Raw genomic sequence first — 25,581 nt, forward strand, 5'->3', positions numbered from 1 at the left:
GCGGCAGGACGTATATTTGCGGCCAATGAAATAGGGGATGGTTATGCTGTTGTCACCAATGCCGGACCGCAAAGCCAAATTATAAATGGTGGGATAAATCTAGGAACAACTGACAAGTCTGGAAGATTTCTTATTCCTAGTCTTATGCCATATAGAGAGAACCATATTTATTTAGATCCATCATATCTTCCTTTAAATTGGAATGTTAAATCTACAGATCAAAAAACAGTAGTAGGCTATCGCCAAGGGACTTTAGTCGACTTTGGTGCTCATCAGGTTATTTCAGGTTTAGTGAGAGTGGTTGATAAAAACAACTCACCATTATTACCAGGCTATAGCGTTCGAATTAATGGACAGCAAGATGCTGTAGTGGGCTACGATGGTGAAGTATTCGTTCCAAACTTATTAAGACAAAACAAACTTGAAGTAGATCTTCTCGATCATGGTTCATGCCAGGTTAACTTCACTTATAACAGTAATCAGTACTCAACTAAAAAATTGGGACCTTATATATGTCAGTAAATAGTATTAATAAGGCTCAAAGAGAGAGCTATAAAAAATTTTCATTGTCTTTAAAATATTTTATAGGTATTTGCTTATTTTATATCGTTTATGCATTTTTTAGTCCATCACATGCTGCTTGTACGGTAGCTGGAACGACCAATAATACGTTTACCTACACGGCAGCAAATATTAATAGTGATGCAACGGTAAACTTTTCAGGAACAATTACTTGTACGAATGGAGGGATAATACCTCAGATCTCTCCGTTTATGTGTATGAAGACCGTATTTACAGGAGCAACCACTGCGAATAATAACGTGACCTTACCCTATACGGTTACTGCAACTGTAGGTGGAGCAGGTTCTTCTACCACCAACCAAACCTCCAATGTTTGGTATGGTCCAGTGGTAACTATCGCTTCAAACAATGTTCTTAGCTATTCGGTAAATGTGAAGGTACCCGCACGTACAGGATCACTAATTGCTTATCCTCAAGGAACGTATACAGCTACAGTTCAACTATTTTGGGATATGGATCTTCTATCAGTGTTATGTTTAGGTGATTTACTCAGCTGGGACTCTGGAAGTGTAATTTTAACAGCAAATTTTGTAGTGCCAACACTTTGCCAATTAAACTCAACCTCGAATGTAGATTTTGGCAATATTAATGATATTGGCACGGCTAGTCGTGATTACACAACACAAGGTGCTGTAAATACGACATGTAACTATGGAACGCCTTATACGATTTATTTGGGGGATGGCAATAACCGTATAAGCGGAGGGTTCAGGCGTATGGCCAATAGTAATAATGAGTTTATTCCCTACCAGTTATATAAAGATGCTGCTTATAGTTCGGTGTGGGATGCTACGGGTGGAGTATCTAGTATTGGTGGCACAGGTGGAGTGTCTGGTACTGGAACAGGTAATGCTCAAACGACTACAGTTTATGGAAAAATTCCGCAAGGTACTACGATTGCAAGTAGACCTGGTAGTTACTCCGATAATGTGGTTGTTACAGTGACTTATTAATTATTTTAAAGCTATATGGGAGGCTCTTTTATGACAGAGCTTCTTATAATTAAAATTGTATTGGTTAGAAATTGCTAAAATATAAATAATACAAATCAAATAATTCTTAGCTTTTAAAACTTGAAGGTCATCAAAAATGGTTTGACTTAAAAAGGTATTCTGTATATTTATTGATTAGTTCCAAAAAAGAACTGGCAAGTAAAACAGGCAATTAAAAAATAAAGGTGAATAAATGTCAGATATTATTTTGCATCAGTGGGAAATTTCTCCATTTTGTCAAAAAATTTCAAGGGCTTTGAAATTTAAGGGTATCCCATTTGATACAGTAAACTATAACGGCATTCTTGGTGCCAAAGTTCCTTTGCTGAGTAAAGTGGGGAAAGTACCCGTTATTGATGATAAAGGGCAACGTATACAAGACAGTACCCGTATTGCTCGTTATTTAGATGAAGCCTATCCAGATACACCGCGACTTTATCCCGAAGATCCAAATCAAAAAGCACTTGCCGAACTGTGGGAAGACTGGGCAGATGAGTCTCTTTATTTTTATGAGGTGTATTTAAGAGTAAATGATTCGGAAGCTTTAGAGGAAGCCATCCGTATTAGTAGTATTGGTCGCCCAGCGTATGAAAAGCCGATGGTGAAAGCTTTTATTTTAGCCGAATTAAAAACACAGCTTTTCTTTCAGGGCTTGGGCCGAATGAAAGCCGAAGATGTTGAAGCAGAGTTTATTAAACACTTAGACCGTATTGAGCAGGTTTTATCACAAAGCGAATGGTTGGTTGGAGATAACCAGACGATTGCAGACATTGCCGTGGTTGCTCAACTTGGTGAAGTCGTTCGAACAAGTAAAAAGTTTAGTAAAGAAATTTTGAATCGTCCGTTTATTGCTTTATGGTATAAAAAACAAACAGGGTGAAACGGCTATGTCATTAGAACCACCGAATAAAACACGAGATTGTGCAGTTGTTATTGGTGTCGGGGCTTCGCAGGGGATCGGAGCAGCCGTTTGTCATCGTTTTGCAAGAGAAGGATTAAAAGTTTACGTTGCTGGGCGAACTTTCCAGAAAATTGAAGCAGTCGCGGCCGAAATCCATGCAAAGGGTGGTGAAGCTACCGCATTTCGTTTAGATGCCGAAGATATACATCAAGTACAGGCCCTATTTGACACCGTTACTAGTCAAAACGAACGTATTACTGCTGTTATTCATAATGTTGGGGGAAATATTCCCTCAATTTTTTTACGCAGCCCGCTATCGTTTTTTAATGATATGTGGCAATCCACATTTTTATCAGCTTATTTGGTTTCTCAAAGCTGCCTAAAAATTTTTAAAGAACAAAATCACGGCACACTTATTTTTACTGGGGCGAGTGCTTCTTTACGTGGAAAACCGTTTTTCGCTGCTTTTACCATGGGTAAATCTGCCTTGCGAGCTTATGCATTAAATCTAGCTCAAATTTATAAAACACAAGGCATTCATATTGCTCATGTCATTATTGATGGAATGGTAAATGGTGACAGAATTAATAAAGCTTTATTTGGGCTAGGCCGTTTGGCGCGTCTTACACGTGGAACAGGCGGGCTTAATCTTGATGCAATAGTAGAAAACTATTGGATGCTCTACCTGCAAAGCCCTGAACTTTGGACACATGAGTTAGATTTACGCCCATACCAAGAAAAATTTTGAGAGACTCATATGCTAAAAACAATATTTCAGAAGTTTCAAAAAAAGCAGGGCTGTGTTGTGGTTGCCGGCCATGATATAGAACTACTTAATCATGACTTTGTAATTTTGGATAAAAATCATCAAGCTCCATTACATGTTTATCAAGTCATACATGATTCTACTGTTCAGAACATACAAGTAAGTTACGTAAATGATGGCATGACGAGTGTGCGCTTAAACTTGATAAAAACTAAGCATTTAAAAAGTCTGCTGAAATATATAACAGAGCATTGTCATACCATTGAGTTATGTGTGTTTCAGCCAAATTTTTCATCAGCGCCAAATATCGAAGCTTTATCTTTAGAAGAAATTGAACACAGTTGGCAGACCACAGGTTTAAGTGCAGTGAACGTGTCACAGTTCGTACTGAAACCTATGTTAAAGCAGCAGCGGGGTACAGTGATTTTTCTTGGAGCGCCATCTCATCATTCGGCTCATCACGATGTATTAAGTCAAAGTATGTTTGCGAGTATACGAGCGTTATCACAGTCGATGGCAAGAGAGTTTCAACCCAAAGGTATACACGTGGCGTATTGTATGGTGGAAAAATGGGAGGGACAAAACCCGCACTTTATTTCATCGGTTAAACAAGTGTGCCAGCACATCTATCACCAATCTGATTCTGCATGGAGCCAAGAGCTCAGCGTATCGTGAGATTTTACTTTCGAGTGTTCTTAAAATAGAGTACTGCTTTGGAATGACAGCACAACAATAATTTCTACAGGTACTCAAATGTTAAATATTAAGTATGCTCAACAAACGGTTAAAGTGGCGACTGCAGTGGCAACTTTGATGTGCTTTTCTTCACTGGCACAAGCTTATCAATATGAGCAAACAGCACGTTTAATTAACGAACGTTTATCTTATATGAAAGATGTCGCAGGCTATAAAGCAGAGCAGCATTTACCGATTGAAGATTTAACACAAGAAAAGAAGGTACTCGACCAATCACTTTCTGCGGCCGAATCTTTTGGACTGAACAGTGAAACAGTAAAGCCATTTATAGTGGCGCAAATGGATGTAGCTAAAGCAATTCAATATCGTTATCGTGCGGACTGGTTGTCTAGCCCTGAAACCAACTGGAAGCCTCAAGACTTAAGTGAAGTGCGTTTAAAAATTAGTTCTTTAAACACCGAACTTCTAAAAAATATTGCCTATGAACTTAAGAAAAATAATAACAAGGCGCCTCATGGCTGTAGCTATATGTGGCCAGTTCAGCACCCTCAACTTAAAGAAGCCGATAAAAAGGCTTTATGTGTAACATTGAATAAAATCAAATTAAAACAATGAAGCACCTAAAGCGGCTTATATAACTCAATTATTCAATCAACATTAAATCGGCAGTATTGGCAGATTTAAGTGGTCGTAAGGCAAAGGTTGAACGCGTATGCCGAATACCTTTAATCGAATAGAGCTTTTTACGTAAAAAGCGTTCGTAATGTTCGGCATCTTTTACGGCCACTTTCACCAAGTAATCATAGTCACCCGTTACTAAATGCGCTTCAATTACTTCGGGAATGTCTGCCAAAGCCTCACTAAAGTTTTCTAGCATTTCATCGTCATGGCGTTCTAGCGTAATTTCAATAAAGAACAACTCGTGAATACCAATCGCTTTTGGGTTTACGTTTACTGTATAGCCTTCAATAATTTTTAGACTTTCTAAACGTTTGAGTCGAGTCCAGCAGGGTGAAGATGAAAGCCCAACTTCTTCGGCGAGCTGCGCAACCGTTAAGCGTCCATTTCCACGAAGGGCAGATAATATTTTCCGATCTATGCGATCTAGTGTGTATTCTGTGCTGTTCAAAATATAAACCAAAGAAGATTCTTCTGTTAATTTTTAATATACGTGATTTTTATGCTGAGATCATTTAAAAAAAACTGAAAATACAGTAAACATTTTGAGTGACACAGCCATACACTATTTCTATGCATCGAACTCTACTGGATAGGAGTTGTGATGAAGCAAAGAGCACTGTTTCAGTAAGGGTGACTAAACAGTGCTCTTTGCGGATCTTATAAAAAATTAAATATTAGAAATTTTTGATTCGAAAACTGCTTTTATAGTTGAAGAAAAGTCACTAAAAGAAATTATCTTTATCTGCTGCTTAGTTTTATATTTGACAAATTTATTTAAACATTTGTTAGGTACTCTCATAAACTAAATCTATCGATTTAATGAAGTTAATTCTCATTTTTATTTTATAATTATTCTTATATGGTTTTATAATCTCATTCATTGAAAAATATAAAGTATGTTATTTAAACCTACATCAAAATTTTAATTTAATCATTATAAGTGCATATAAAACTAATCCCATAATTTTAATAAGGTGATGAAATATTCAAAAGATAAGAGGATTTATCTAACTTTCTTATTATTAATAGACACTTATACACAATTATTATTTAATACGTCCGCAACATTGCCACTAATACTTTTAATAATTTTATCGGGGAAATAATGCGTAATTTTTTAGTAACAGCTTTCACTTTATTGATAGGCACATCAGTTTATGCTGCTCAAGAGCCTAAAACTTATATACAACGAACAACTTGCGAGAGAACAGTACAACTACATGGTTTTTTAAGCCGTGCTCAACTTGATTGTAATTATCACTATACTTCACAAGAATTAGTTCATGAATCTGACAAATGTACCAAACATGAACTAGGTGAAAAGTATGGTAGAGAAGTTATGAGATTAGGTATGGACCAATTTGAAGCACGCAAACGTGAAGATATGAAAGGCCAATTATGTAGCACAGTTTTAAAAGAGTTTCCAAACTATATTAGAAAATAAAATGGAATCTTAAAAAACCTCTGTAGCAAAGCCGATAAAATGGATTTTATGATTCATTTTATCGGTGTATCTTTAAATATTACTGATAATTTTAAATCTCAAAAAATAAAAGATAATGTAATGGATTAATAATTCGTTTTACTAAAACTTTTAATGATTTATTTCTAGCCAATATCACATTGACACTTAAAATCTCTCTTATTATTCTCTGCGGTAGAATGGAGGTGGGACGCTTTATGCGTGCTGATTCTTGTGTGTCAGTCTGTCAACCTGCCTTCATTCACTCATATGCTTATATAAATGAGTAGATCGTATTCATATTTATAATTTAAAGTGCGTTAAGCAAATATAATATATTCTATTCAATAGATTAACGAATCTAATCTAATGAAAAACAAAAAAATTATTTATCCATTTTCTAGCCAATATCACATTGACACCCCAAATCTCTCCGATTATTCTTTGCCTGCTGGCCTACATTGCCAGTCGGTTTTAGCAGACCGCGAGCGTATAGCGCATCAAAAAAGCAATTTTTTGGTGGCGAACTCGTTCGTCCCCCCTTCGTAGCGGTAGGACGGAAGGGGGACGCCTTGTGCGTGCTGGTTCTATATGCCCAGTCTGCTAACCCTCTTTCGTTCTGCCACCATAATCATTTAGCAGTGATTGGCAGAAATTTTATGCATATAGGATTTCATTCATGCCTACTTTTTCTAAATTGGCCTTTGCCAAAGTCTCTCTGTCCATACCATTTAAACAGTCTATAAATCGGTTTAATCGACTCTAAGTCTTTACGTCTTAAGAATCGTTACGACTCAAAAATCATAGCAACAATAAACCCGAGATAGGCGAGCACACCTTTATTGTGCTGCTTTTGCATGCCTGTTTTTAGCGCTCAATTTAAGAGTGACGGCATTTCTATCTCTTTTATATACAACAAAAAATTATTTTAAACGGTACAAATATGCCACCTTTAGTACTTTCTACACGTGCTTTAAAAGTTGTGAATCATGCAATTCATTTATTTCACCATCACGGATTCCATCTTGTTGGTGTCGACAGAATTATCAAAGAGTCTGAAATTACAAAAATGACTTTTTATCATCACTTCCAGTCCAAAGCACGATTTATTGAAATTTGCATACTTGTGCAAAAAGAACGGCTGCAAGACCAAGTCATTGCTATGTTTGAGTATGATCACAGCACAAGCGTAACGAATAAACTTAAAACACTTTATGACGTACATACGGACTTGGAAGGGCTGTATTACTTATTATTTAAAGCCATTTTTGAAACCAAAAATACCTATTCAAATGCTTATCAGGTCGCACTTAAATATAGAACTTGGATAACCAATGAAATTTATAGTCAGCTTAGATTACTAAAAGCTGATGCTTCATTTCATGATGCCAAATTACTTCTGCATATAATTGAAGGAACCATTATCCAAAGGCTCAGTCATAACGATGTAGATGAGCGGGACAAACAATTCGAATATTTTATAGCGATGTTTTTATAAAATACTAAAGATAATAAAAGCCCCGAGGTTGGGGCTTTTACTGTATTAGGGGCTAAGCAAAGCTCTTACCACTTATGGCTATAAGTCACTTTAAGCGTTATACCATTTGCAACTAAGTGGCTGGTGTTATCGTTCGTTCTTAATAATTGGCTATAAAGCGGGTAGTACTTGCGGTTAAACATGTTTTCTAGGCCAATGGTCATGGTGTCTTTCTTGTTAAGCGCAAAACTACTGATTAAATCTGCCGTGGTATAAGATTTTACATCGTAACGACCAAAACTATTTACACCATTCAAACGGTAATCTTCTGAACCGAAGTAAGTAGCTTGTAGACGGTTTGTCCAAGTTTCAGTTGGGCTATAAGAAATATAACCTGTTAGTTTTAATGGTGGAATACGGAAGCCCGTCATGTCCTGTTCAGCACCATTTTGAGGTTTCTCACGGCCTTTCATCCACGTTACGCTACCACCAGTTCCCCAAACATTTGCATCGTCAAGGTAGTCAAAAGTTGCTTCAACACCTGTGACTTTCTCTTTAGTTCGAGCCAGCACTAAACCATTATTGAATGATTGAACAGCACCCAAGTCAGAAGTAGAGTGGAATACAGCTAAGCTTGAAGAGAAGTTATTAAAGTTACCTTTCCAGCCAAGTTCGTAGTTATCAACTTTTACAGGCTCTAAGAATGATGATCCAAGGTTAAAACCTTCACCAGCATTACGAATAATCAAGCCAACATCAGGCAACTGGAAACCTTGGTTAAACGATGCATAAATTGAGTGCTGGTCGTTTGGTGAGAAAGTCACATTGGCATTGTATAACCATGCATCAGCTTTCACTTTTCCACCTGGAACTGTGTAAGGGTTGGTTTTGCCTAATTGTGATAAGGGAACAAAGCTGTCAATTTGCGCATAGCTGTCTTCATAGCGTGTACCAGCTTCTGCTGACCATTGGTCATTAAAGCGGTGTTTTAGCTGTACAAAACCACCGACACTTTGCGTGGTGAGTTCAGGTAAATAAATCAGTTTGCCGATTTTTACAAACTCTAAGCCGCCCGATTGATCATAAATTTTTTGATCAAAAATATCTAAAGGCATCTCACTTTTTTCACGGCTAAAGTCACCACCCCAAACCAATGAGGTATCACCTAAAAACTCAAGGGGAGTGGTCACCGTTAAGCGGCTACCGAGTACATTATTTTCTTGATAAATCTGGTCGACTTGTTTACCACGGTTGGCATTTCCACGGGCATCAAACGGTGAAAAACGGGTAAAGAAGTCGCGGTAATAAATTTGAGCATCAACTTTATTACCAAAAAAGTCTTTATGGTTATAGGTTAAATTGTAGATCTGGTTTTCGTTTTTATTTTGGTCTTTGAGCTTTAAGCCTTTAATGGCTTTGGCTGGTACGGTTCCAGCTGGAGCATTCTTAATACTTGGACTTGGGTCAGATGCATAGTCTGAGTCTTGCTCAGCATTATAGTAGTTTGCAGCAAACTGGAGGTATTGGTTGTCATCAATGTGATAACCCAGCTTACCGCCAATGCTATAGCCATTTGAGTCGTAAAGGTCGCCCTGACTTGGTTCGGGTGCAACACGGTCACCACTTGCATCATATGGGCTACCAATACGTTGATAACCAAAGTCGAGCGCATAGTCAAAAGCGTTAAAACTGCCCGTAAAATACTGGTGAATATCACCACTTAAAGCATTAGAACGTAGATTTGTAAGTGGTGTTTGAAGTCCAACGACCGTTTTAGCCGTAGGTTCACCGCCCGCAGCTTTCGTGGTAATTGAAATAATACCGCCCGCAGCACCGCCACCATAAATTGCGTTACTGCCACGAATCACTTCAATGTTGGCAATACTTTCAGGGTCAATGGCTGAAAGTCCTCTCGCTGTATCACGAGTGAGGTTCATTGGAACGCCATCGACCAAAATAAGCGCATTACGGCCACGTAAAGTTTGACCATAGTCAGTAATAGTTCGGCTTGAGTCGGATAGGCCGGGTACGGCTTTGGCTAAAACAGTCGCAATGTTGCCAGACGAACCATTTTTCAAAAGTTCAATTTGTTTTTCATCGAGCTTGGTGACTTGCTTGGCAGAGGTAGAGAGTTCATCTGCACGTGAAGCGGTAATGGTAATAGTAGGGAGGGCTTCAGGCTTTTTTTCTGTTTCTGTGGTTTCAGCAGGTGAAGCGGCAAATGCCGAATTTGAAAGAATAATGGCTCCTCCAAGTGAAAGAAGTGGAATGATATTTTTAACTTCAGACTTTCTTGTAAAAAGTTTATTACTTTTCTTATTTGCCATTGTCTCGCCCTGAGAGTGATTTTAAATTGAGCGAATTATAAATGAGAATCATTGTAATTAACAATATTATTAATTGCATTAAAATAATATATTTGAAATTTATTCAATGAATTAGGGGAATAGGCATTTATTCCCCTTAAAAGATGTGAACAGTTATGAAATGTCTTTAAAGGTATTTAGATGGTTTTGATGGGCACGGCGTATAATGCTGCGGTCATCCCCGAGCACAAAAAGCTGAACAGATTGTTGTTTCCATGCCGCGATATCTTCAGGTTGTCGAGGAATGGCGCAGAAATGCTTTTGACTATTTTTAGTCTTTAAATACATCTCTTGAACTTTTTCTTTCACTTTTGGATGGCTAGTTTGCCACGGCATTCCCATAGATTGAGAAAGGTCGGCAGCACCTTCCAGAATAATATCGATACCTTCAACTTTTAATATTTCATCAAGTTGTTGTAGTCCTTCCAAGCTTTCAATCATGGCAATGACAACCGTTTCGTTTGCAGCCTGTTGAACAAAACTCGCTAAATCGTCCATGCCGTATCGATTTAATCTTGTCGAGTTGAGTCCTCTTTGCCCAAGCGGCATATAGTGGCAATAGTTCACCGCCTGTTGAGCCTGCTCCGCATTTTCAATACGCGGAAACACAATGCCCGTTACCCCTGCATCGAGCAGAGGTAGTACGAGGTGGTTCGCGTTTAACGGCACTCTTACAAACACATCAAGAGGCATGGCTCTAGCAGCTAAAATCATGGTCTCGACTTGAGACGTACTAAATAAAGTATGTTCCAAGTCGATAATAATAAAGTCGTAGCCCGCAAGTGCCAGTTGCTCGACATTAATCGGAGAAGCTACGGAACAAAAGATTCCGTAGAGCGTCTCGCCATTTGCTATTCGTTTCTTAAAAGAAATCGAATGCTTATTCATATTCAATTTCCTTAATAAGGCTGAGCGGGTTGGGTGTGGTTTGTACTCTCAAGCGAATTTCCGGAAGAAAACGACGGCTTGCGAGCTGTTCAATATCGATGGTGTCATCTGTAAAGTTAAACAATTCATATCGCTCAATAAACTCTGGGTGAGCTTCTTTATGCTGATTGATGATGGTTCTTAACATGGTCCAGAATTTGATTTCATCGAAGTCATAATGTTCATTTAAGAAAATTGCTAACTCGGCCAGATTTACAAACCAAAGCGCATCTTGAGTAAAGTCTCTGAGCTCATTTGGAGAGTGGGTTTCCAAGAACGAGTTCGGGTTAATTTTGGCGTGTTCTTTAGGTGCATCTTGCAAGTTAGGTAAAAGATTCGGCTCGCGTAAAAGATGACGACTAAAACGAATTCCATCGTGGAAATCTTTCAAGGCCGCTTTAACTGGTAAGCCATTTTTATGAATCAGTACCATGTTTTGCGCATGTGATTCTAAAGCGAGACCGTGGCACCATAAAATATGCATGATGGGTAGATAAGCATTGGTGAGTAATTTTTCTAACCAGAACTCGATACCATACTCTTGAATCCACTCATCAATGAGAGGTTTTTGGTCAATATCAACTTGCATCAAACCTGTTACTGGCGTGGCCGATTCACCTTCTTTTAAGTAGCTGTAAATACTTTCGCGCCAAATGCAGGCGAGTGCGCCGTATTGAACAGGAAGGGCAATCTGCTGATTCACTGAAAGACCGCCAATCTCTCTTAAAATAACAGGCTTACGCTGTTTTTCTAAAATATGGTCTTGCTCAACAATGTTATACAGCCAGTCACTCATTTTTGCCGCATTTTGAACGGTATGTGGTGCCAATACGCGAGAGGTCGAGGTATTGACCAAATTCATTGCCAACTTAAGAGAAAGCGCCGAGATATCACTAATATTTGATAAAGTTCGAATCGACTGCTGTGGTAAATAAGTTGGACCTTCAATATCTAACGGAATGATCAGTTGGTTGCTAATCGCATCTTGATAATACAATTCAATAATTTTATCCCACTGCCACGGATGAATTGGGGTGAGGATATAATCTTTAAAATCTACATTTTGCTCTTTCAATTGATCGTTAATGGCTTGTAGATCTTTCTCTGAAAAATGCTGTTTATAAAGCTGTTCTAAGTTAATGGTTTCACTTAAAACCAGTTTGCATAAACTGTTATGAGTCGCTACCCATTGAACCGTAAAACCTTCAGAAAGCTCGGGTGCATATTTTTGATTTTCTTTTAAATCGAAGCCGATACGTGACTTAAAGCTTGGGTGATATAAATGGGCGTTGGTAATTCGCGCTTCTTGTTCTAGGTAAGGCAAAGTTCTTAAAGGTTGAGCAGGTGCTTGGCTCAAAGTTTGCGCATGTTTAACGTAAGTTAAATTGAGTTCATCATTAAAGTTTTGCCATTTAACTGGGTCAGCTTCAATAATATTTTTGAGGTCGGCAAGTAGCGTTTTTAAGTTAGGGCAAGTTTCAGCGTCTAACGTAATATCAGAACGGATTAAGCTTGAAGGATCTAGCTTAATTCGTTTAAAACTAAAATGTCGTTTGGCCGCGCAGGTATAGAAAACGGTATCGGAAATATAGAACTTGATTTGACCTTTAGAAAATTCGTATTTAAAAGTATTTTCAAAAATGAGCGCTTCTAATAATTGACCCATCACGCGATTTTCCGCAAGGGTTTTATAATTGGTTTGTTGTGTTGGTTGAAGAGGGCAAAGCGCTTCTGCGCCGCGATATTTATAAATAGGGTTTTCAACTTCAATCCAGATTGGATTGCCACCACTGTGGTAGAGCGTATTTAACATATTTGCCTTAATTGGTAATGTGAGTGAATGAATTAATAAGTCGCGGTACTGCTTGCCTTTGGCAGTAAAGTTTTCTTGTGTGAGGGTAAGACGGGTGGCTTGCCAAAGTTCAGATTCTTCAATTACCGTAACTCGTGCAATTGCACTGATGAGATGAGCAATATGGTTGATCACGAGGTAATATTTTAAAAAGGTCCAAGCATCTTTTTGAGAGAACCAAACAGTACTATCTTCAGAAATAGATGAGTCGTCTTCTATCATTTCTGAAACAATACTAATGCCTTCCATGTCTCGAAGAATAAGACGATGCGGATAACCGTTTTTAAATTCCATTAAACTGTTTTGCATGTGCGCTTCTACGCTAATACCTTTGTTTGCAAACAATTCAACTAATGGAATAAGTGAAACTTTAAGGTACTGTTTCCACCAGAAAGTAATGAAGTCTTTCGCATCGGTCGATTGTAAGTTTTGATTCGGTGCTGCTTGCTGAATAAAGCTTAAAAGCGGGATTTCATGGTTTTCGTTTTCTTCAACCAAGCCACCGAGCATTCGGGTATTTTCTAATACCTCTGGCGTAAGCCCCGCTCTATAAATAATGCCAAATGAACTTTCAAGCTCTGGGATTTTGACTGTTTTTGCTTCTAACTCCGGCAGAATCAAAAGGTCGGGATATTGCTCATTAATCTTGTGATTAATAATAATTTTGCTCGCATCAATGGCACGTTCCATTTCATCCATTGGGTTATTACGAATGAAACTGGTAATACGTACATCAATTGAAAGCTTTAAGAATAGGTTCGATCGAGGTAGCCACACGGTGCGAACGGATGAGGTCGGCCATACCGTTTGACCTAAAGCGCCCAGATAGATCACGTCTTGGCTGTCTAAATATTTCTTTAAAGATGGGTGTTGAAGTAAGAAGTTGGCTTGCCAAGGGTGGGTGGGCATGAGTTCATAATTTGCTAATTTTTCTTGCAAACGATTTTTCGCAGCTTCTAAAACTTCCTCTTCAATATGGTGAGAAGGTTCGTTCTCGCTGACCAGTTTTTGTATTAAAGACGAATGAACCGCAAAGTAATGGAGTTGAAAACTTGCACCTAACTCGGGGCTATACTTTTTCATGTCCTCTTTAGAAAAACCTAAATTGGCTTTAGAGGTCACATGAAAAGGGTGCCCATATAACATGCCTTGTTCAGTAGCCTGAAAACCACTCAATGCTTTAGTTGCTGTTTTGGAAGGTCTATTTTCTAAAAAGAATTTTGTGTTCTCGATACTATTGGTAATATCGGAATACAGGTTTTTATTTTGGTTTTTATCTTTCAATAAGCTATTCAGTTCATCTGTAATCAGCTTCACTAACTGTTTAGGGTCGGTGAGCGAGTCAAACGTATTGTCGTTTAAATTTTGCAGAACAAAACCACGTTGATATCTGTGATAACCCGTAGTTGATAAGTGCTGAACTGCGCCATAAACAACCGTGTTAGATGCATGAAATGTATAAGCAAAATACAGGGTATTTGGTTGCTCTGCATATAGGGTGAATAAAGGAGAGTCTTGAGCTGGAATAATGCATTCTTCAAGATTCACTTTGAGTTCACGAAAGAAAGTATTCAGGTACTGTTCGAAAAGTTTATAAGACCATGCATCTGTTGTAATAATTGAGTTCATTCTTGTGCCTCTTTTAAAATTGTATCCATTAAGAATCTGTTCAAAATCACCACTAATCCCGCACCGATAAAAAATAGTGAGGTGCAGATTAATGCCGCGGTAATATTGAAAAATGAGTAAGTGAGCGTGATGGTGATTGGGCCAATAAGTTGCCCTAAGACAAAGGCACTGTTAGAAATACCAATCACTTTTCCTTGGCTTTGAGCGCCAGCTTTTAGAGAAATGGTATGTAAGATCGAAGGAATAAGGGCTGCAAAGCAAAAGCCTTGTATGAGTCGTAATACAAGAACTAGCCAGATATTCGAAACCCAGATCAATGCAAAAATCGTGATGCCGCAAATCAAAGATGCGTAAATGAAGTTATTAAAAGAATCTCCTTTATCATCATTTCGTTTTCCCCAATAGGTCGCAGCAATAAAGGCTGCTCCCCATGAAAGCGCATGAATGGTTCCCGTTAAACTCGCAGCAGATAACGATGAGTGAGTGCTTTGGCTTATTTCACTAATGTATAAAACAAAGCATGACACCAAACCAAAGCCGCCCGCTTGAACCAAAATGCCGGCGCTTAACCATGAAAAAATCGTTCTATCAAAGAAAGCTGGAAGCTTAGATTTCTCTTTGGTTTTTGTGACCTCTGCTTTAACGGGATTAGTTAATACAAATGACGCGATCACAATGAGCGTCATCACAACAAATGCTGTTGCGTTGAGTAATACTTCAACCCGCCATTGATCCATAAATATCCCGCCGAGCACGGGGCCACATAGGCAAGCTAGCGCAACACTACTTTGTAGTTGCCCAAAAGCGGCACCACGTTGTTGTTCATTAGAAAGATATGAAACATAGGCATTTAAAATGACTGAGAGACCGCAAAAACCGAGTAAAATTCGCGCAAAAATAAACAGGTATAAATGCTGGGCGCTCGCCATGAGCAGTATTGAAATACAAAAACCAGCCAGAGAAAGTAGCAAGGCCTTTTTATGGCCGAATGTGTCGGATAGGTGTCCCACAATCGGTGCTGTAAATAAACTGCCAATAGCCGGAGCCGCAAGTGCCAAACCTGCCCAGATAGTGGGAGCACTCATATGCGCCGTCAGTTTTTCCATATAGAGCGGCATGATCGGAATCAGCACCATAAGCCCGAAAGTGGAAAAAAACTGACAGAGCAAAATAATGAAATGATCTAGGCGAGATGAGCGCATGATTTAGATATCCATGGTCTCATAGCTAGAAACAGATAAGCTGTGATAAGGGTTTGGCGTACTTCCTATTTTACTTGGCATGCCTGTTGAGTCGCTTTCTTGCGCAAGTAAAGGCGTAAGTAGCTGTTTGAATGGCCAATTCTTATTGTCAAAAAGATAAGTTTGAATTAGTGATTTTGTTTGTTCTGAAATCGGTTGGGTTTCTACAAAATCTTGAATAATGTCTTGTACCATCTCCCAAAAATCGCTTTCTGTACGATCCGTATATTTCAAGGTAGCTAGAGCAATTGGGTAGAGGTTAATTTGAATCCCTAAGGTAATGAAGTAATTAAATAAGTCTTCATTTTTAGTAAAGATAAGATTGTTCGGTGTACTGGTATCAATGATATAAACCGGAGGTATAAAACCGCTTTCTTCAATGGCTGTGGTACATATTCTTAAGGTATCGTGGTCACGTAAAATAAAGCATTTCAACTTGTTATTTTCATAACACACCATGGTGTTTTGCCCGTGGCATTCAGGCATGATTCCTTTTGCCCAAAGCGTTAAAAATGTTTGAATAAAATGAACGCTTAAGTCTTTTAGTAATGTCCATTTGTCACCCTTAATGCCTAAAGTTTCCCAAGGGTCAACATATGTACAGCTTAAAGCTGACATAGTGATTGGTGTGACATTTTTGTCTTGGCAAAAGTCAGGTAAATGTCGGACTTGGCAACCAATTACACCTAAATTCTTTACAATCGGCTCTTGTTTACCCAGCACCCACCAATGCGTTTCATTACTTAAAAAGAGGCGATTTTTTAATAAAGAAGTTTTATTAATGACGTCATTTAAAAAATCATACGCCGTATGACCATTCATTAAATAACGGCCTGGCATAGAGCGGATTGCACCTAATGTCTTGGCATTGGTCGAAAGTTTTAAATGCAGTGTAGGTTTTGTGTTGTGAATAAGCGTTCTTAAAGAAGAAGTCGGTAAACCAATTGTTGTGACATGGTTCAGGTCAATACCACCGTACTTATTTTCATCAAACTTTAAATAGCGATGTTGAGTCTCTAGCAAAGGCAGGGCTAAGTAGTCCTCTGAAAGCTGAGCCATTTTTTCAACAATAAGACTTTCCTCAACTTCTGATAACAGAAGCTCTTTGTGAGGAATTGACTCCATATTATTGATCACATCATCTTTCTTAAATGCCCACCAATACACCTCAATTTCTTTTTGAGTTGTGAGTGGGGCAAGTTCACCTTTTGAGTGCGCGAATGGATGAAATGGGCGGTCAGCGACCAGCGATAGCAACTCGCTTTTGATTAAAGGCGAAGAAAATGAAAGTGCTGACTGTAAAATTTGAGGAATTTTTTCAGCCGTTACTAAGTTGTCTAGCCAATAATCAATCGCTTTTTGATGGTGTGGTGACGGCCACCAAGTTGCTTGAGTTAAATAGTTAAAAATTTCAGAAATCGAAACTTTAGATGTTGTATTGCTTAAGAGGTTATGAAGTAAAACTTCGGGTTGGGTAACATAGAAAGGATTTACACCATCTACTTTTAAACAGCTGAAATAGAGTTCCAACTCATCATTGAGAGTAATTGCCAGATAAGGCTTTTTATAGGAAATATGATCTTTAAAATCTCCATAATTCTCCATGTAGAGGGCATCTATCGTTTTTTGTAGTTGTGCTGTGTAAATCCGATCTAACATTTTAGTTATTCCTATTCTTATAAAAGCGGTAGAACCGTGCCAACGTTTTGTTCTTGTGCAGCATTGAAGAACCACTTCGCGCAGACAATATCGTCAATTGCCATGCCCATTGGGTTGAGCAAAATGATTTCATCTTCGTGTTCACGGCCGTTTTTATGACCAATAATGATGTCGCCAAGTTCAGCATGCAGTTTTTCACGACTGAACAAGCCATCTTCAACCAACACGTTGATGACTTTCTTTTCTCGGTTTGATTGGTCCCAGTCATCTACAATCACTTTGTCTACTTTTAAGAAGACTTCGGGTTCGATGTCCATAATTGAAATGTTTGAAACAAAGCAGCCTTTTTTAAGCCACTCAAACGGAATGTAAGGCTTATCTGAAACGGTACAGGTAATGAGGACATCGGCTTGCACAATTGCAGACTTAGCACTGTCATGAATTTCAATTTCTAGATTCGGATATTCTGATAAGAACAATGCTTTGAGTTTTTCAGCTGCTTCAGGGTTTACATCAAATAAATGGATTTTTTTCACTTGAGCGTATTGCTCAAGTACAGTTTTAATCTGCATTTGAGCAATTGGACCGCAGCCAATTACGGTAATGTCTGAAAAGTCTTTTTTTGCTAGATACTTAATCGAAACACCCGTAATTGCAGCAGTTCGCATTGCACTAATTAAGCTGCCTTCCATCACTGCAACCGGATAATTTGTTTCTGAATCATTTAAAACAATCAGTGCGCTGGCACGCGGAATATTGAATTTTTTAGGGTTATGTTGTCTTGAACCAATCCATTTGATTCCGGCAATCGGGTCGTTGCCACCTAAATAACAAGGCATAGCGATAATACGGTCAGCAATATGGTCTGCACCTTGCCAGCGAAGGTATGGTTTTAAGGGTTGTACAAACTGTTTATTTGCATGCAGGGTTAAACCTTCAGTGATCGCTTCAATAAATGAATTACTATGATTTGCTCCAAGATTTAATAAATCTGATTGACTTAAATAGCGAAGGGTAGCCAAATTGCTCATGAATATGTCCTAAGGAGAAAGTTAAACAACATTTTGTAAAGTAAGGTTTTCTTGACGTCGTACGTTTCGATTGAAGTGACGCTTTTTGATCATTTCGAACCATTCATCTTCATAAACCAGATCGAGATAACGGTCGCCGCGATCGGGTAAAAGCGTTAAGACGCATGAACCTTCGGGAATGGTTGGAATCAGTTTTTTTATGGCTGAAATTGATGAGCCGCTTGAACCGCCTGCAAAGATTCCTTCGTGTTCAAGAAGTTCTCTACAACCAAGTGCCGACTCGTAGTCATCTACATAAATGACATCATCAATTTCATCGGGGGAGAGGAGAGCCGGAACAGTACTTGCTCCAATACCGGGAATTTCGCGTGGACCAGATGTACCACCAAACAGCACAGAGCCGACAATATCGACAGCAATGACTTTTAATTCTGGAAATCTTTCTTTAAGGCGACGAGACACGCCCATAATCGTTCCGGAGGTACTTGCTCCAATCACGAGGTAATCAATCTTGCGATCAATTTGATTTAGGATTTCTTCTGCTTCACCAAAGTAATGGCTTTTCCAGTTGTTTGGATTGGCATATTGATTAATCCAAACCGCATTTGGCAGTTGTTGGCATAGCCGTTTTACAGTGTCAATTCTGGTTTTTAAATATCCGCCGTTTTGGTCTTTCTCAGAAACCATTTCGATATTGGCTTTATAAAGCTTCAGCATTTGTAAATTTGCTGAGGCAATTTTTGGGTCAATCACGGCAGTAAATTTTAATCCATATATTTTGCAGGCCATTGCAAGCGCAATAGCTAAGTTCCCTGATGAACTTTCAACAATATGGCTGTCTTTATTAATCACTCCAGATTTCAGGCCTTCCTGTAGCATGAATAATGCTGGACGGTCTTTAATACTTCCTCCTGGGTTTAACAATTCCATTTTCGCAATCACTGAGACTGATTGATGCGTGAATAGCCTTGATAGTTGTAATAGTGGCGTTTTACCTATGCATTCGAGAATATTTTCATGGATCATGGCAGATCTTCTCAGGTTTTTATGTGTTGTAAATGATAATTATTATTAATTAAATTATTATTACGATTTATTCCAAGATTGTTGCGGTTTGTAAAGAAAAAACAGGAGGAGTTATAGGAATTTTCACTAATTTTTTTGTTCTAATTCTTTGAATAATAAACTCTATATTTTACAAAAGTTTAAATTAATAAACTTTTTAAATATAAGCAGATAGGCAGGAACTTACTATTTTATAAAATTTAATCACAGTGAAAAAATAAGTGAGTTGACGAAAAAATGAAGAAAAATAGGTGATGAGGAAAGTTTTTTCATTCATAACTCTTCATACCAAGGTAAGTTTATTGAAACAAAAAAGCTGTAATTTGATAAAAAGAGCACTTCTTATGAAGGAGCTAAGTAGATAAAGCAGTGTTGAATAACTAGTCTTATTTTAAAAATGAAAATCTACTTATTGCCTACTTGAATCATTTTTCTAAAAATTAATCTAATTTAGCGATTAAGTATTATAGACGTGTTGTATTTATGACGACATATGTAAACAAGCCTTAATCTATAACATACGAACACTTTAAAATTATTGAAAATAAAGTTGTAAGGTGTAAGGGTTTGGATTTTTTTAATTATTATCGTGATCTTCAAGCTGAGTTAAGCAACTATCCTTGGCTAGAAATGATAGTTTCACTCACAATTTTGATTTTATTTGCTGCGTTGGCAAACTTTATTGCTAAGCGAATTATTGTTAGGGGAATCCGTCATTTAGTGACTAAAATCAAGTCACTTAACCAATCTGTTTTTGCTCAGCATAGTGTTATTAAGCGATTTGCCAATATTGTGCCAGCCATTGTGATTATGAATGGTATTACCACTGTTCCACACTTATCTGAAAAAGCCATTGCTTTGGTACAGATGGGCGCACAGGCATTTATTTTCCTGACTATTGCACTCACTATTAGTGAATTATTAAATATATTTAACTTAATCTATCAGCGTAATCCAAAGTCTAGAAATAAGCCGATTAAAGGTTATTTACAACTCGTTAAACTCATCATTTTTGTTGTTTGTGGTTTGATGATTTTAGGTACTTTCCTTAAAAAGGATGTATTTACCTTACTGGCTGGCTTCGGTGCGATGGCAGCCGTATTAATGCTGGTATTCCAAAATACCATTTTGTCATTGGTCGCGAGTGTACAAATTGCTTCTTATGACATGGTACGTATAGGAGACTGGATTGAAATGCCATCGTTAAATGCCGATGGTGATGTGATTGATATTTCATTGCATACAGTCACAGTCCAGAACTTTGATAAAACCTATACCACCATTCCAACCAATAAACTCGTAACGGACACTTTTAAAAACTGGCGCGGTATGAGTAATGCCGGTTGTCGCCGTATGAAGCGTTCTCTTTATATTGATCAAACTAGCGTTCACTTCATGACTGAAGAAGAGCAGCAAAAACTTAAAGATTTTCTATTATTAGATCAATACCTCAATGCCAAGCAATCTGAAATTGAAGAATTCAATAAGCATTTAGGGAGTCAGTCACGCTATAACAAAAGACGTTTAACCAATATTGGGACATTCAGAGCATATGTTGAATTCTATTTACGTCAGCATAAGGGCATTGCTCAAAACCAAACTCTTATTGTTCGTCAATTACAACCGACGAGTGAAGGTCTACCTTTAGAAATTTATGCTTTTACCAATACTACGGCGTGGGTTTCTTATGAAGCAATTCAGTCTGATATATTTGATCATCTCATCGCGATATTGCCAGAGTTTGGCTTAAGAGTGTATCAAGCGCCTTCAGCCTATGATTTTCAAAAACTAACAGTAGAATAACTAAATAGAAGAATGCTATCTTTCTTGATTTTTCAAATAGATAGCATTCTTTTAATAATTTTATACATTAATTAATAATTATTTTTGGAAAATTATTATTAAATAGCGGTATAAATTGACTATACCAAGTTATGTGCGTTTCATAACTTGAAAAGATTAATTTTTAAGCAAACTCGATCTATAACTTTTCAGGAGTAAGGCTTAAGTAACAATTTTGACACTTTGAACAAAGAAAATACTAAATGTTTAAGAATAACAAACAATAAAGTTGCTTTACTAAAATTTGTTAGGTGAGTTGGAGTGTTTGAATGGCTACAGCAATAGAGAACCGAGCTAGACAACTTAAAAACGCAAAACGTGGAGGATATGCGCCAACCATTGCCAAAGATGTAAACAAACACAAAGTCCAAAAACTAAGGAGAGCTCTAGACGAAGCCCGGCGATATGTGAGTGAACTAAATGACGAAACCATTATCTTTGACGATCAAGACGCAAGGCAAAAGGCTGAAGGAGCCAAAGCAATAATTGAAATGTTTGAAGCAGCTTTAAGCGGTGCATGAGTACCATCAAGCTAAAACATAAATTATAAAAGACCTTGCTGAAGACACGGTTAACTTTTCAGTCCCTCGACTAAAAACTCGTTATTCAGCAAGGCAGCAAATAAAAAAATAATTCAAAAATTTCTATATTCTATTTTTAGCTAAGACAGCACAAAAAATATAAGTCAAATAATATTATTGATGAGCTTAATTTTTTTTCAGAAAATTATTACCAACTATAAAATCTTTCCGCACATAAAATGCGACGAATTTTGCATTTTATTTAATTGCTGTGGCTTATTATGGAAGGCAGTTTCATAACCCTCTTATTGATTACATTTGGCATTTCAACACTTACATACTGCAATAATATATCCATCATACTTCCCTAAAAATCTGATTAATCACCAAAGTCAGAATAAGAGGGAAGGAACCATGCCAAAATTTCTAATAATCGCCGAGAAGGTGTATAAAAAATTCGAAGAAGATAAATTGTTCTCTGATAACCTGATTGAACAATTAAATAATTTGGTCAGTATTATTCGAAAAGAGATAAAGGGAACCCCCTGTAAACTCAAATATAATTTTATAGACTTTGAAGAATGTCTAAGTAAACCCTTAAATGAATGTTCAATTAAACTCGACATGAGCTTAATGCCTAAATATAAAAATAAGGGTGAATATATTATGTGGTTAGCAAGCTTTATTGAAAGAATTACAACAGGTGGTCAGCCAAAACTTCCACCACTTTCAAGTATTGTACCTGCTGACTTTAATACTAAAAAAGAAACTCAATCCGTACTTGAAAGTAAAAAGGCAGTATCAGAAGAAAATGCCAAGATGATAGTGAACTATTTTAATTCCGAAGAGTATAAAAAAAATAATAAAAAAATAAATCTGGTTTAAAACCTATAAAAGTGTGTGTCCACCGCACTTTTATAATTGCTGATAAATTTCAGCAACCGCCTTCTGGGGCGGTTTTCTTTTATATAATTTATTTACTTTATTTGATGGTGACAGTCTTATAATATGCACTTTTTAATTATCATAAGCGAATATTACATATTATGAAATTACGATTTTTTATCTTGGGTTTACTTATTTGTACTAACACTACGGCGGCACCAAACACAAGCTTTGAAGATGAATATTATAGTATTTTAGAAAAATTCCATATAGTTCAAGCACAAAGAGATGCTTTTATCAAAAAGAATGCGAATAAAAATTTAACCAGTTCGCAAAGGAAAAAGCTAGATTCAATAGAATGTAGCTATATGCAATCCGAATTAAAATATAATGAATTTCTTATTTCTAGATTTAAAGAATATAAAACTTTCATGAAAAGATCTGGTCTAGTAGTAGCTGCTGATAAAGAGTTAATTCAAATGGATATTGATTCTTTAAAAGAAGAAATAAATGGTCCTAATGGAAAGTGTAAATAACTATAAGCACCGATAACGGTGCTTTTTAAAAGGAATTTTTTTATTTTCAATACGATATACATTACATACTTAAACAATTAGATCATAAAAAAATCCATAACTTATCTGTATAGCATGTTAAGTTTTTCTACACATATAAATTATAGAAGGACTGAAACATGAAATGTTCATATCAAGATTTGGATGGAAACAGTGTTGAAATAACTTGTGAAAGTTACATACATATACCATCCGGTGCAGGAGTAAACAAAATAGCCGGGAATAATCGGTCGGCAGACCTAATACATATTACCGAAGATTTCAGTTTTTTTAAGAAAACACAAGCAGATTCAATACCCATCTATCGATTTGCTGTTGATGATAATTGTAATGTTTTTAATAGTGATGAGTTACCAGCTTTGGCACAGATTGGAACAAATTGGAAGGTTTTAGATGAATAGTTTTTAAAATGAAAACATAGTCTATAAGTTAATTTTAAATATTTTGTAAAATTTATCAAATAGTAAATATTTAACTAAACTTAATAGAGGTATTATAGACAGCTAAATTAGATGTAGTCTGAATATTTATAGGCAGTTTTAGACTAAATGTTGCATAGTGAGAAAGAACATGAAGCGCCTTATTACATTATTTTTATTGCCTTATGCTACGGGTACATTCGCTCAAGAGCCTTTCGAAGTCAATAAAAGCTGTTTTATTGTGAATGGTAAAAATAGTACTGAGACTTGCTTACTCTCTTCTACGAATAACTTAAGTTCTAACTTTGAAAGATTAACTTTTCCAAATAGCAAAGTATTTATAAAAGAATCAAATATTTGTTCTCATGAGGATTCATGTATTTCTGTGGGAAGTAATTTATCGAATTTAAAAGATGCGACTATTTATTATCGTGATTTTAAAACTAAAAAGATTATTGAAGCACCTGAAAAAGATTCATGGACATGCTTTAAGCAACAGCATGATCGGTTAGATTTTTGTGTTTCCTACAATTAACAAAAGCTTACCTCTAAGAGTGATAATTAAAGTAATGAGCGAAAACTAGTTAAGTATCCCTCTCATCTCTAAAACTGCTGCTATTTAATTATCAATGCTTTAATTATGTGTGCTCCATTCTAATTTACATTTCTATGCGAGAAGTACAAAAAAGTCTATAAACCTATGCTGATCGTAATATGGATAGTCAGTATTTATAACCTAATCAATGGAAACTGTATGAGGTAAGATATGACTAAAATTATAGCTACCCTAGGTTTAGCAGCAATTATTTCAGTCTCTGTTGCGGCATGCCAAGGCGAGAACGATACCAAACAGCAAGATAAAACCACAACGCCGCACTCATTAGATAAAGACTCATAAAACTAAAAAAGCCCATCAATAGATGGGCTTTTTTAGTTTTATTTTCATTTAAAAAATGGATTACTCACAAACACTAAACCGACTGAAAAAAATGAGTCATCTTTAGTCTGATTTAAACGGTTACCGTAACTTGCGTTGAACTGTATATTTTCTTTGTACAACATATATTTAATACCGGTTTGATAAAATGAATCACTTCGATCATTTCCATACACTTCAGCAGTAACCGTTAAGGGTTTCGTAATGAATGTTTCTGTACCCACACCCCAAGTAGTTTGCTCGCGGTGAGTGGTGTGTTCTCTAAGCCAGCCCACATTAGTATGCAATAAGAAATGGTCATCCAACATAGAAATACTTAAGGGCACATTCACAGTCCAATCTTTTTCACTAGTGTGGTTGTTATTAATTTGGCTAGAAAATGAAACACCAATTCCCCAGTTATTGGTCTCAAGTGGTTTTATAAGCGTTTTCCCTTGAACAGTTGTATAAGTGATATTACCTGCCTCATCAGAAAAATGACGCCCCAAACCTACACCAAACTCAAAATTGCCACCAATATTGCAAGAAGGAATAACCCAATATTCCTTATCTTTAGGGTTATTCTGCATCCATGAGTCAAGTTGACAAGAATGGGCTGGGACTAAAGAAGCATCATCAACGACCATTGGTCGTCCAGCATAGCTACAAATAAATGCCAAGCAAGTGCTAAAAAAAACGATAGATTTTTTAAAATTAAGAAATAGCATGGATGACTCCAAAACAACAAGGAGCATATGTAAGTATTTACTTGTTTTTTAAAACAACTGATAAATAAGAAATAAAGCAAAAGGGAAGGACTCTCTTAAATCCACAAGAGAGCCAGTGGGCTTTAGTGGATACTTAAATCTGAGTCGATGATTTATTCTTATCAATCGAGCAAGTACTCACAATGAAGCTCCTAAAAATTCGTTGCGCGGATTCTAAGGCGGTTTTTATAAGCTGGCAAGTTAAAGTTTCATGACATATATTTTTTGAACAACTATTAAAAGACTTACAAACTCAAACGTTACTCATCAAATTTATACATAAAGTAAAATTTAATAAAAAGTATCTTTTTTATAATTATTTAAAAGAA

24 protein-coding genes are annotated in these 25,581 nt (G+C 36.9%); 15 read left to right on the forward strand and 9 right to left on the reverse strand.

The window, feature by feature from the left end; all coding sequences use genetic code 11:
- From J582_RS16035 to J582_RS16060, 6 genes are all read left to right on the forward strand, one after another.
- Positions 1-522 (forward strand): FimD/PapC C-terminal domain-containing protein (locus tag J582_RS16035; protein WP_032048235.1); only part of this gene is annotated, 522 nt, incomplete at its 5' end.
- On the forward strand, positions 513-1,535 hold the full coding sequence (locus J582_RS16040) for a spore coat U domain-containing protein (RefSeq protein WP_031982610.1): 1,023 nt from the start codon (positions 513-515) through the stop codon (positions 1,533-1,535). The genes J582_RS16035 and J582_RS16040, both read left to right, overlap by 10 nt.
- A 232-nt stretch (positions 1,536-1,767) precedes the next feature.
- Positions 1,768-2,454 (forward strand): glutathione S-transferase family protein, encoded by a 687-nt coding sequence (locus J582_RS16045; protein WP_031982611.1) that lies wholly within the window; start codon positions 1,768-1,770, stop codon positions 2,452-2,454.
- A 7-nt stretch (positions 2,455-2,461) separates the two neighbouring features.
- Positions 2,462-3,223, forward strand: coding sequence for an SDR family NAD(P)-dependent oxidoreductase (locus J582_RS16050; RefSeq protein WP_031982612.1), 762 nt, complete (start codon positions 2,462-2,464; stop codon positions 3,221-3,223).
- A 9-nt stretch (positions 3,224-3,232) separates the two neighbouring features.
- Entirely contained in the window at positions 3,233-3,916 is a 684-nt protein-coding gene (locus J582_RS16055; RefSeq protein ID WP_031982613.1) for an SDR family NAD(P)-dependent oxidoreductase, read from the forward strand.
- Positions 3,917-3,994: 78 nt separating this feature from the next.
- Positions 3,995-4,552, forward strand: a complete 558-nt coding sequence (locus J582_RS16060) for a chorismate mutase (protein ID WP_031982615.1) — start codon at positions 3,995-3,997, stop codon at positions 4,550-4,552.
- A gap of 28 nt (positions 4,553-4,580) precedes the next feature.
- On the opposite strand, the gene J582_RS16065 is transcribed toward J582_RS16060, so the two are convergent.
- Positions 4,581-5,066 carry an Lrp/AsnC family transcriptional regulator gene (locus J582_RS16065; protein WP_031982616.1) on the reverse strand — a complete coding sequence of 162 codons (486 nt, stop codon included), beginning with the start codon at positions 5,064-5,066 and terminating at the stop codon, positions 4,581-4,583.
- Between the two features lie 657 nt (positions 5,067-5,723).
- Between J582_RS16065 and J582_RS16070 the strand changes: the two genes are divergently transcribed.
- Both J582_RS16070 and J582_RS16075 read left to right on the forward strand, forming a co-directional pair.
- Positions 5,724-6,062, forward strand: coding sequence for a hypothetical protein (locus tag J582_RS16070; protein WP_031982617.1), 339 nt, complete (start codon positions 5,724-5,726; stop codon positions 6,060-6,062).
- A 961-nt stretch (positions 6,063-7,023) separates the two neighbouring features.
- Positions 7,024-7,578, forward strand: a complete 555-nt coding sequence (locus tag J582_RS16075; RefSeq protein ID WP_031982619.1) for a TetR/AcrR family transcriptional regulator — start codon at positions 7,024-7,026, stop codon at positions 7,576-7,578.
- 65 nt (positions 7,579-7,643) lie between these two features.
- Here the strand turns inward: J582_RS16075 and J582_RS16080 are convergent, their stop codons facing one another.
- The 7 genes from J582_RS16080 to sbnA all read right to left on the reverse strand — a co-directional run bounded on the left by J582_RS16080 (position 7,644) and on the right by sbnA (position 19,288).
- Positions 7,644-9,884, reverse strand: a complete 2,241-nt coding sequence (locus J582_RS16080; RefSeq protein WP_032048236.1) for a TonB-dependent receptor — start codon at positions 9,882-9,884, stop codon at positions 7,644-7,646.
- A 153-nt stretch (positions 9,885-10,037) separates the two neighbouring features.
- Positions 10,038-10,811 carry an HpcH/HpaI aldolase family protein gene (locus tag J582_RS16085; RefSeq protein WP_031982621.1) on the reverse strand — a complete coding sequence of 258 codons (774 nt, stop codon included), beginning with the start codon at positions 10,809-10,811 and terminating at the stop codon, positions 10,038-10,040.
- Positions 10,804-14,331: an IucA/IucC family protein gene (locus J582_RS16090; RefSeq protein WP_031982623.1), complete on the reverse strand. Its 3,528-nt coding sequence runs from the start codon at positions 14,329-14,331 to the stop codon at positions 10,804-10,806. The genes J582_RS16085 and J582_RS16090 overlap by 8 nt, the downstream gene beginning before the upstream one ends.
- Complete coding sequence (locus J582_RS16095) at positions 14,328-15,533, reverse strand: MFS transporter (protein WP_031982624.1); 1,206 nt, start codon at positions 15,531-15,533, stop codon at positions 14,328-14,330. The genes J582_RS16090 and J582_RS16095 overlap by 4 nt, the downstream gene beginning before the upstream one ends.
- 3 nt (positions 15,534-15,536) lie before the next feature.
- Positions 15,537-17,177, reverse strand: coding sequence for an IucA/IucC family protein (locus J582_RS16100; protein WP_081404902.1), 1,641 nt, complete (start codon positions 17,175-17,177; stop codon positions 15,537-15,539).
- A 71-nt stretch (positions 17,178-17,248) separates the two neighbouring features.
- Complete coding sequence (gene sbnB, locus J582_RS16105; RefSeq protein ID WP_004886614.1) at positions 17,249-18,262, reverse strand: 2,3-diaminopropionate biosynthesis protein SbnB; 1,014 nt, start codon at positions 18,260-18,262, stop codon at positions 17,249-17,251.
- 21 nt (positions 18,263-18,283) lie between these two features.
- Positions 18,284-19,288, reverse strand: coding sequence for a 2,3-diaminopropionate biosynthesis protein SbnA (gene sbnA / locus J582_RS16110; protein ID WP_031982628.1), 1,005 nt, complete (start codon positions 19,286-19,288; stop codon positions 18,284-18,286).
- A gap of 606 nt (positions 19,289-19,894) precedes the next feature.
- On the opposite strand from sbnA, the gene J582_RS16115 reads away from it, so the two are divergent.
- From J582_RS16115 to J582_RS26090, 7 genes are all read left to right on the forward strand, one after another.
- Positions 19,895-21,130, forward strand: coding sequence for a mechanosensitive ion channel family protein (locus J582_RS16115; RefSeq protein WP_031982629.1), 1,236 nt, complete (start codon positions 19,895-19,897; stop codon positions 21,128-21,130).
- A 308-nt stretch (positions 21,131-21,438) separates the two neighbouring features.
- A complete protein-coding gene (locus J582_RS16120) occupies positions 21,439-21,690 on the forward strand; it encodes a hypothetical protein (protein ID WP_002048677.1) in 252 nt (83 codons plus the stop codon).
- A gap of 414 nt (positions 21,691-22,104) precedes the next feature.
- Positions 22,105-22,575, forward strand: a complete 471-nt coding sequence (locus J582_RS0104850) for a hypothetical protein (protein WP_004886619.1) — start codon at positions 22,105-22,107, stop codon at positions 22,573-22,575.
- Between the two features lie 182 nt (positions 22,576-22,757).
- Positions 22,758-23,111 (forward strand): hypothetical protein, encoded by a 354-nt coding sequence (locus J582_RS16125; protein WP_227556649.1) that lies wholly within the window; start codon positions 22,758-22,760, stop codon positions 23,109-23,111.
- A gap of 158 nt (positions 23,112-23,269) precedes the next feature.
- Positions 23,270-23,551 (forward strand): hypothetical protein, encoded by a 282-nt coding sequence (locus tag J582_RS0104855; protein WP_004708208.1) that lies wholly within the window; start codon positions 23,270-23,272, stop codon positions 23,549-23,551.
- A 169-nt stretch (positions 23,552-23,720) separates the two neighbouring features.
- The gene (locus J582_RS16130) at positions 23,721-24,104 is read left to right on the forward strand and encodes a hypothetical protein (RefSeq protein ID WP_031983157.1); all 384 of its coding nucleotides are present in this window, start codon (positions 23,721-23,723) and stop codon (positions 24,102-24,104) included.
- Positions 24,105-24,335: 231 nt separating this feature from the next.
- On the forward strand, positions 24,336-24,467 hold the full coding sequence (locus J582_RS26090; protein WP_002048661.1) for a hypothetical protein: 132 nt from the start codon (positions 24,336-24,338) through the stop codon (positions 24,465-24,467).
- 44 nt (positions 24,468-24,511) lie between these two features.
- Here J582_RS26090 and J582_RS16140 read toward each other — a convergent pair whose 3' ends face one another.
- Complete coding sequence (locus J582_RS16140) at positions 24,512-25,213, reverse strand: hypothetical protein (RefSeq protein ID WP_031983155.1); 702 nt, start codon at positions 25,211-25,213, stop codon at positions 24,512-24,514.
- Positions 25,214-25,581 lie beyond the last annotated feature (368 nt).

Origin of the sequence: Acinetobacter sp. 1566109, from assembly GCF_000582255.1 — a bacterium.
Taxonomy (GTDB): domain Bacteria; phylum Pseudomonadota; class Gammaproteobacteria; order Pseudomonadales; family Moraxellaceae; genus Acinetobacter; species Acinetobacter nosocomialis.

Coding starts and splice junctions, on each gene's coding strand:
- J582_RS16040 (WP_031982610.1), top strand. CDS start 513: ATGTCAGTAAATAGTATTAATAAGGCTCAAAGAGAGAGCTATAAAAAA.
- J582_RS16045 (WP_031982611.1), top strand. CDS start 1,768: ATGTCAGATATTATTTTGCATCAGTGGGAAATTTCTCCATTTTGTCAA.
- J582_RS16050 (WP_031982612.1), top strand. CDS start 2,462: ATGTCATTAGAACCACCGAATAAAACACGAGATTGTGCAGTTGTTATT.
- J582_RS16055 (WP_031982613.1), top strand. CDS start 3,233: ATGCTAAAAACAATATTTCAGAAGTTTCAAAAAAAGCAGGGCTGTGTT.
- J582_RS16060 (WP_031982615.1), top strand. CDS start 3,995: ATGTTAAATATTAAGTATGCTCAACAAACGGTTAAAGTGGCGACTGCA.
- J582_RS16070 (WP_031982617.1), top strand. CDS start 5,724: ATGCGTAATTTTTTAGTAACAGCTTTCACTTTATTGATAGGCACATCA.
- J582_RS16075 (WP_031982619.1), top strand. CDS start 7,024: ATGCCACCTTTAGTACTTTCTACACGTGCTTTAAAAGTTGTGAATCAT.
- J582_RS16080 (WP_032048236.1), bottom strand. CDS start 9,884: ATGGCAAATAAGAAAAGTAATAAACTTTTTACAAGAAAGTCTGAAGTT.
- J582_RS16085 (WP_031982621.1), bottom strand. CDS start 10,811: ATGAATAAGCATTCGATTTCTTTTAAGAAACGAATAGCAAATGGCGAG.
- J582_RS16090 (WP_031982623.1), bottom strand. CDS start 14,331: ATGAACTCAATTATTACAACAGATGCATGGTCTTATAAACTTTTCGAA.
- J582_RS16095 (WP_031982624.1), bottom strand. CDS start 15,533: ATGCGCTCATCTCGCCTAGATCATTTCATTATTTTGCTCTGTCAGTTT.
- J582_RS16100 (WP_081404902.1), bottom strand. CDS start 17,177: ATGGAGAATTATGGAGATTTTAAAGATCATATTTCCTATAAAAAGCCT.
- sbnB (WP_004886614.1), bottom strand. CDS start 18,262: ATGAGCAATTTGGCTACCCTTCGCTATTTAAGTCAATCAGATTTATTA.
- sbnA (WP_031982628.1), bottom strand. CDS start 19,288: ATGATCCATGAAAATATTCTCGAATGCATAGGTAAAACGCCACTATTA.
- J582_RS16120 (WP_002048677.1), top strand. CDS start 21,439: ATGGCTACAGCAATAGAGAACCGAGCTAGACAACTTAAAAACGCAAAA.
- J582_RS0104850 (WP_004886619.1), top strand. CDS start 22,105: ATGCCAAAATTTCTAATAATCGCCGAGAAGGTGTATAAAAAATTCGAA.
- J582_RS0104855 (WP_004708208.1), top strand. CDS start 23,270: ATGAAATGTTCATATCAAGATTTGGATGGAAACAGTGTTGAAATAACT.
- J582_RS16130 (WP_031983157.1), top strand. CDS start 23,721: ATGAAGCGCCTTATTACATTATTTTTATTGCCTTATGCTACGGGTACA.
- J582_RS26090 (WP_002048661.1), top strand. CDS start 24,336: ATGACTAAAATTATAGCTACCCTAGGTTTAGCAGCAATTATTTCAGTC.
- J582_RS16140 (WP_031983155.1), bottom strand. CDS start 25,213: ATGCTATTTCTTAATTTTAAAAAATCTATCGTTTTTTTTAGCACTTGC.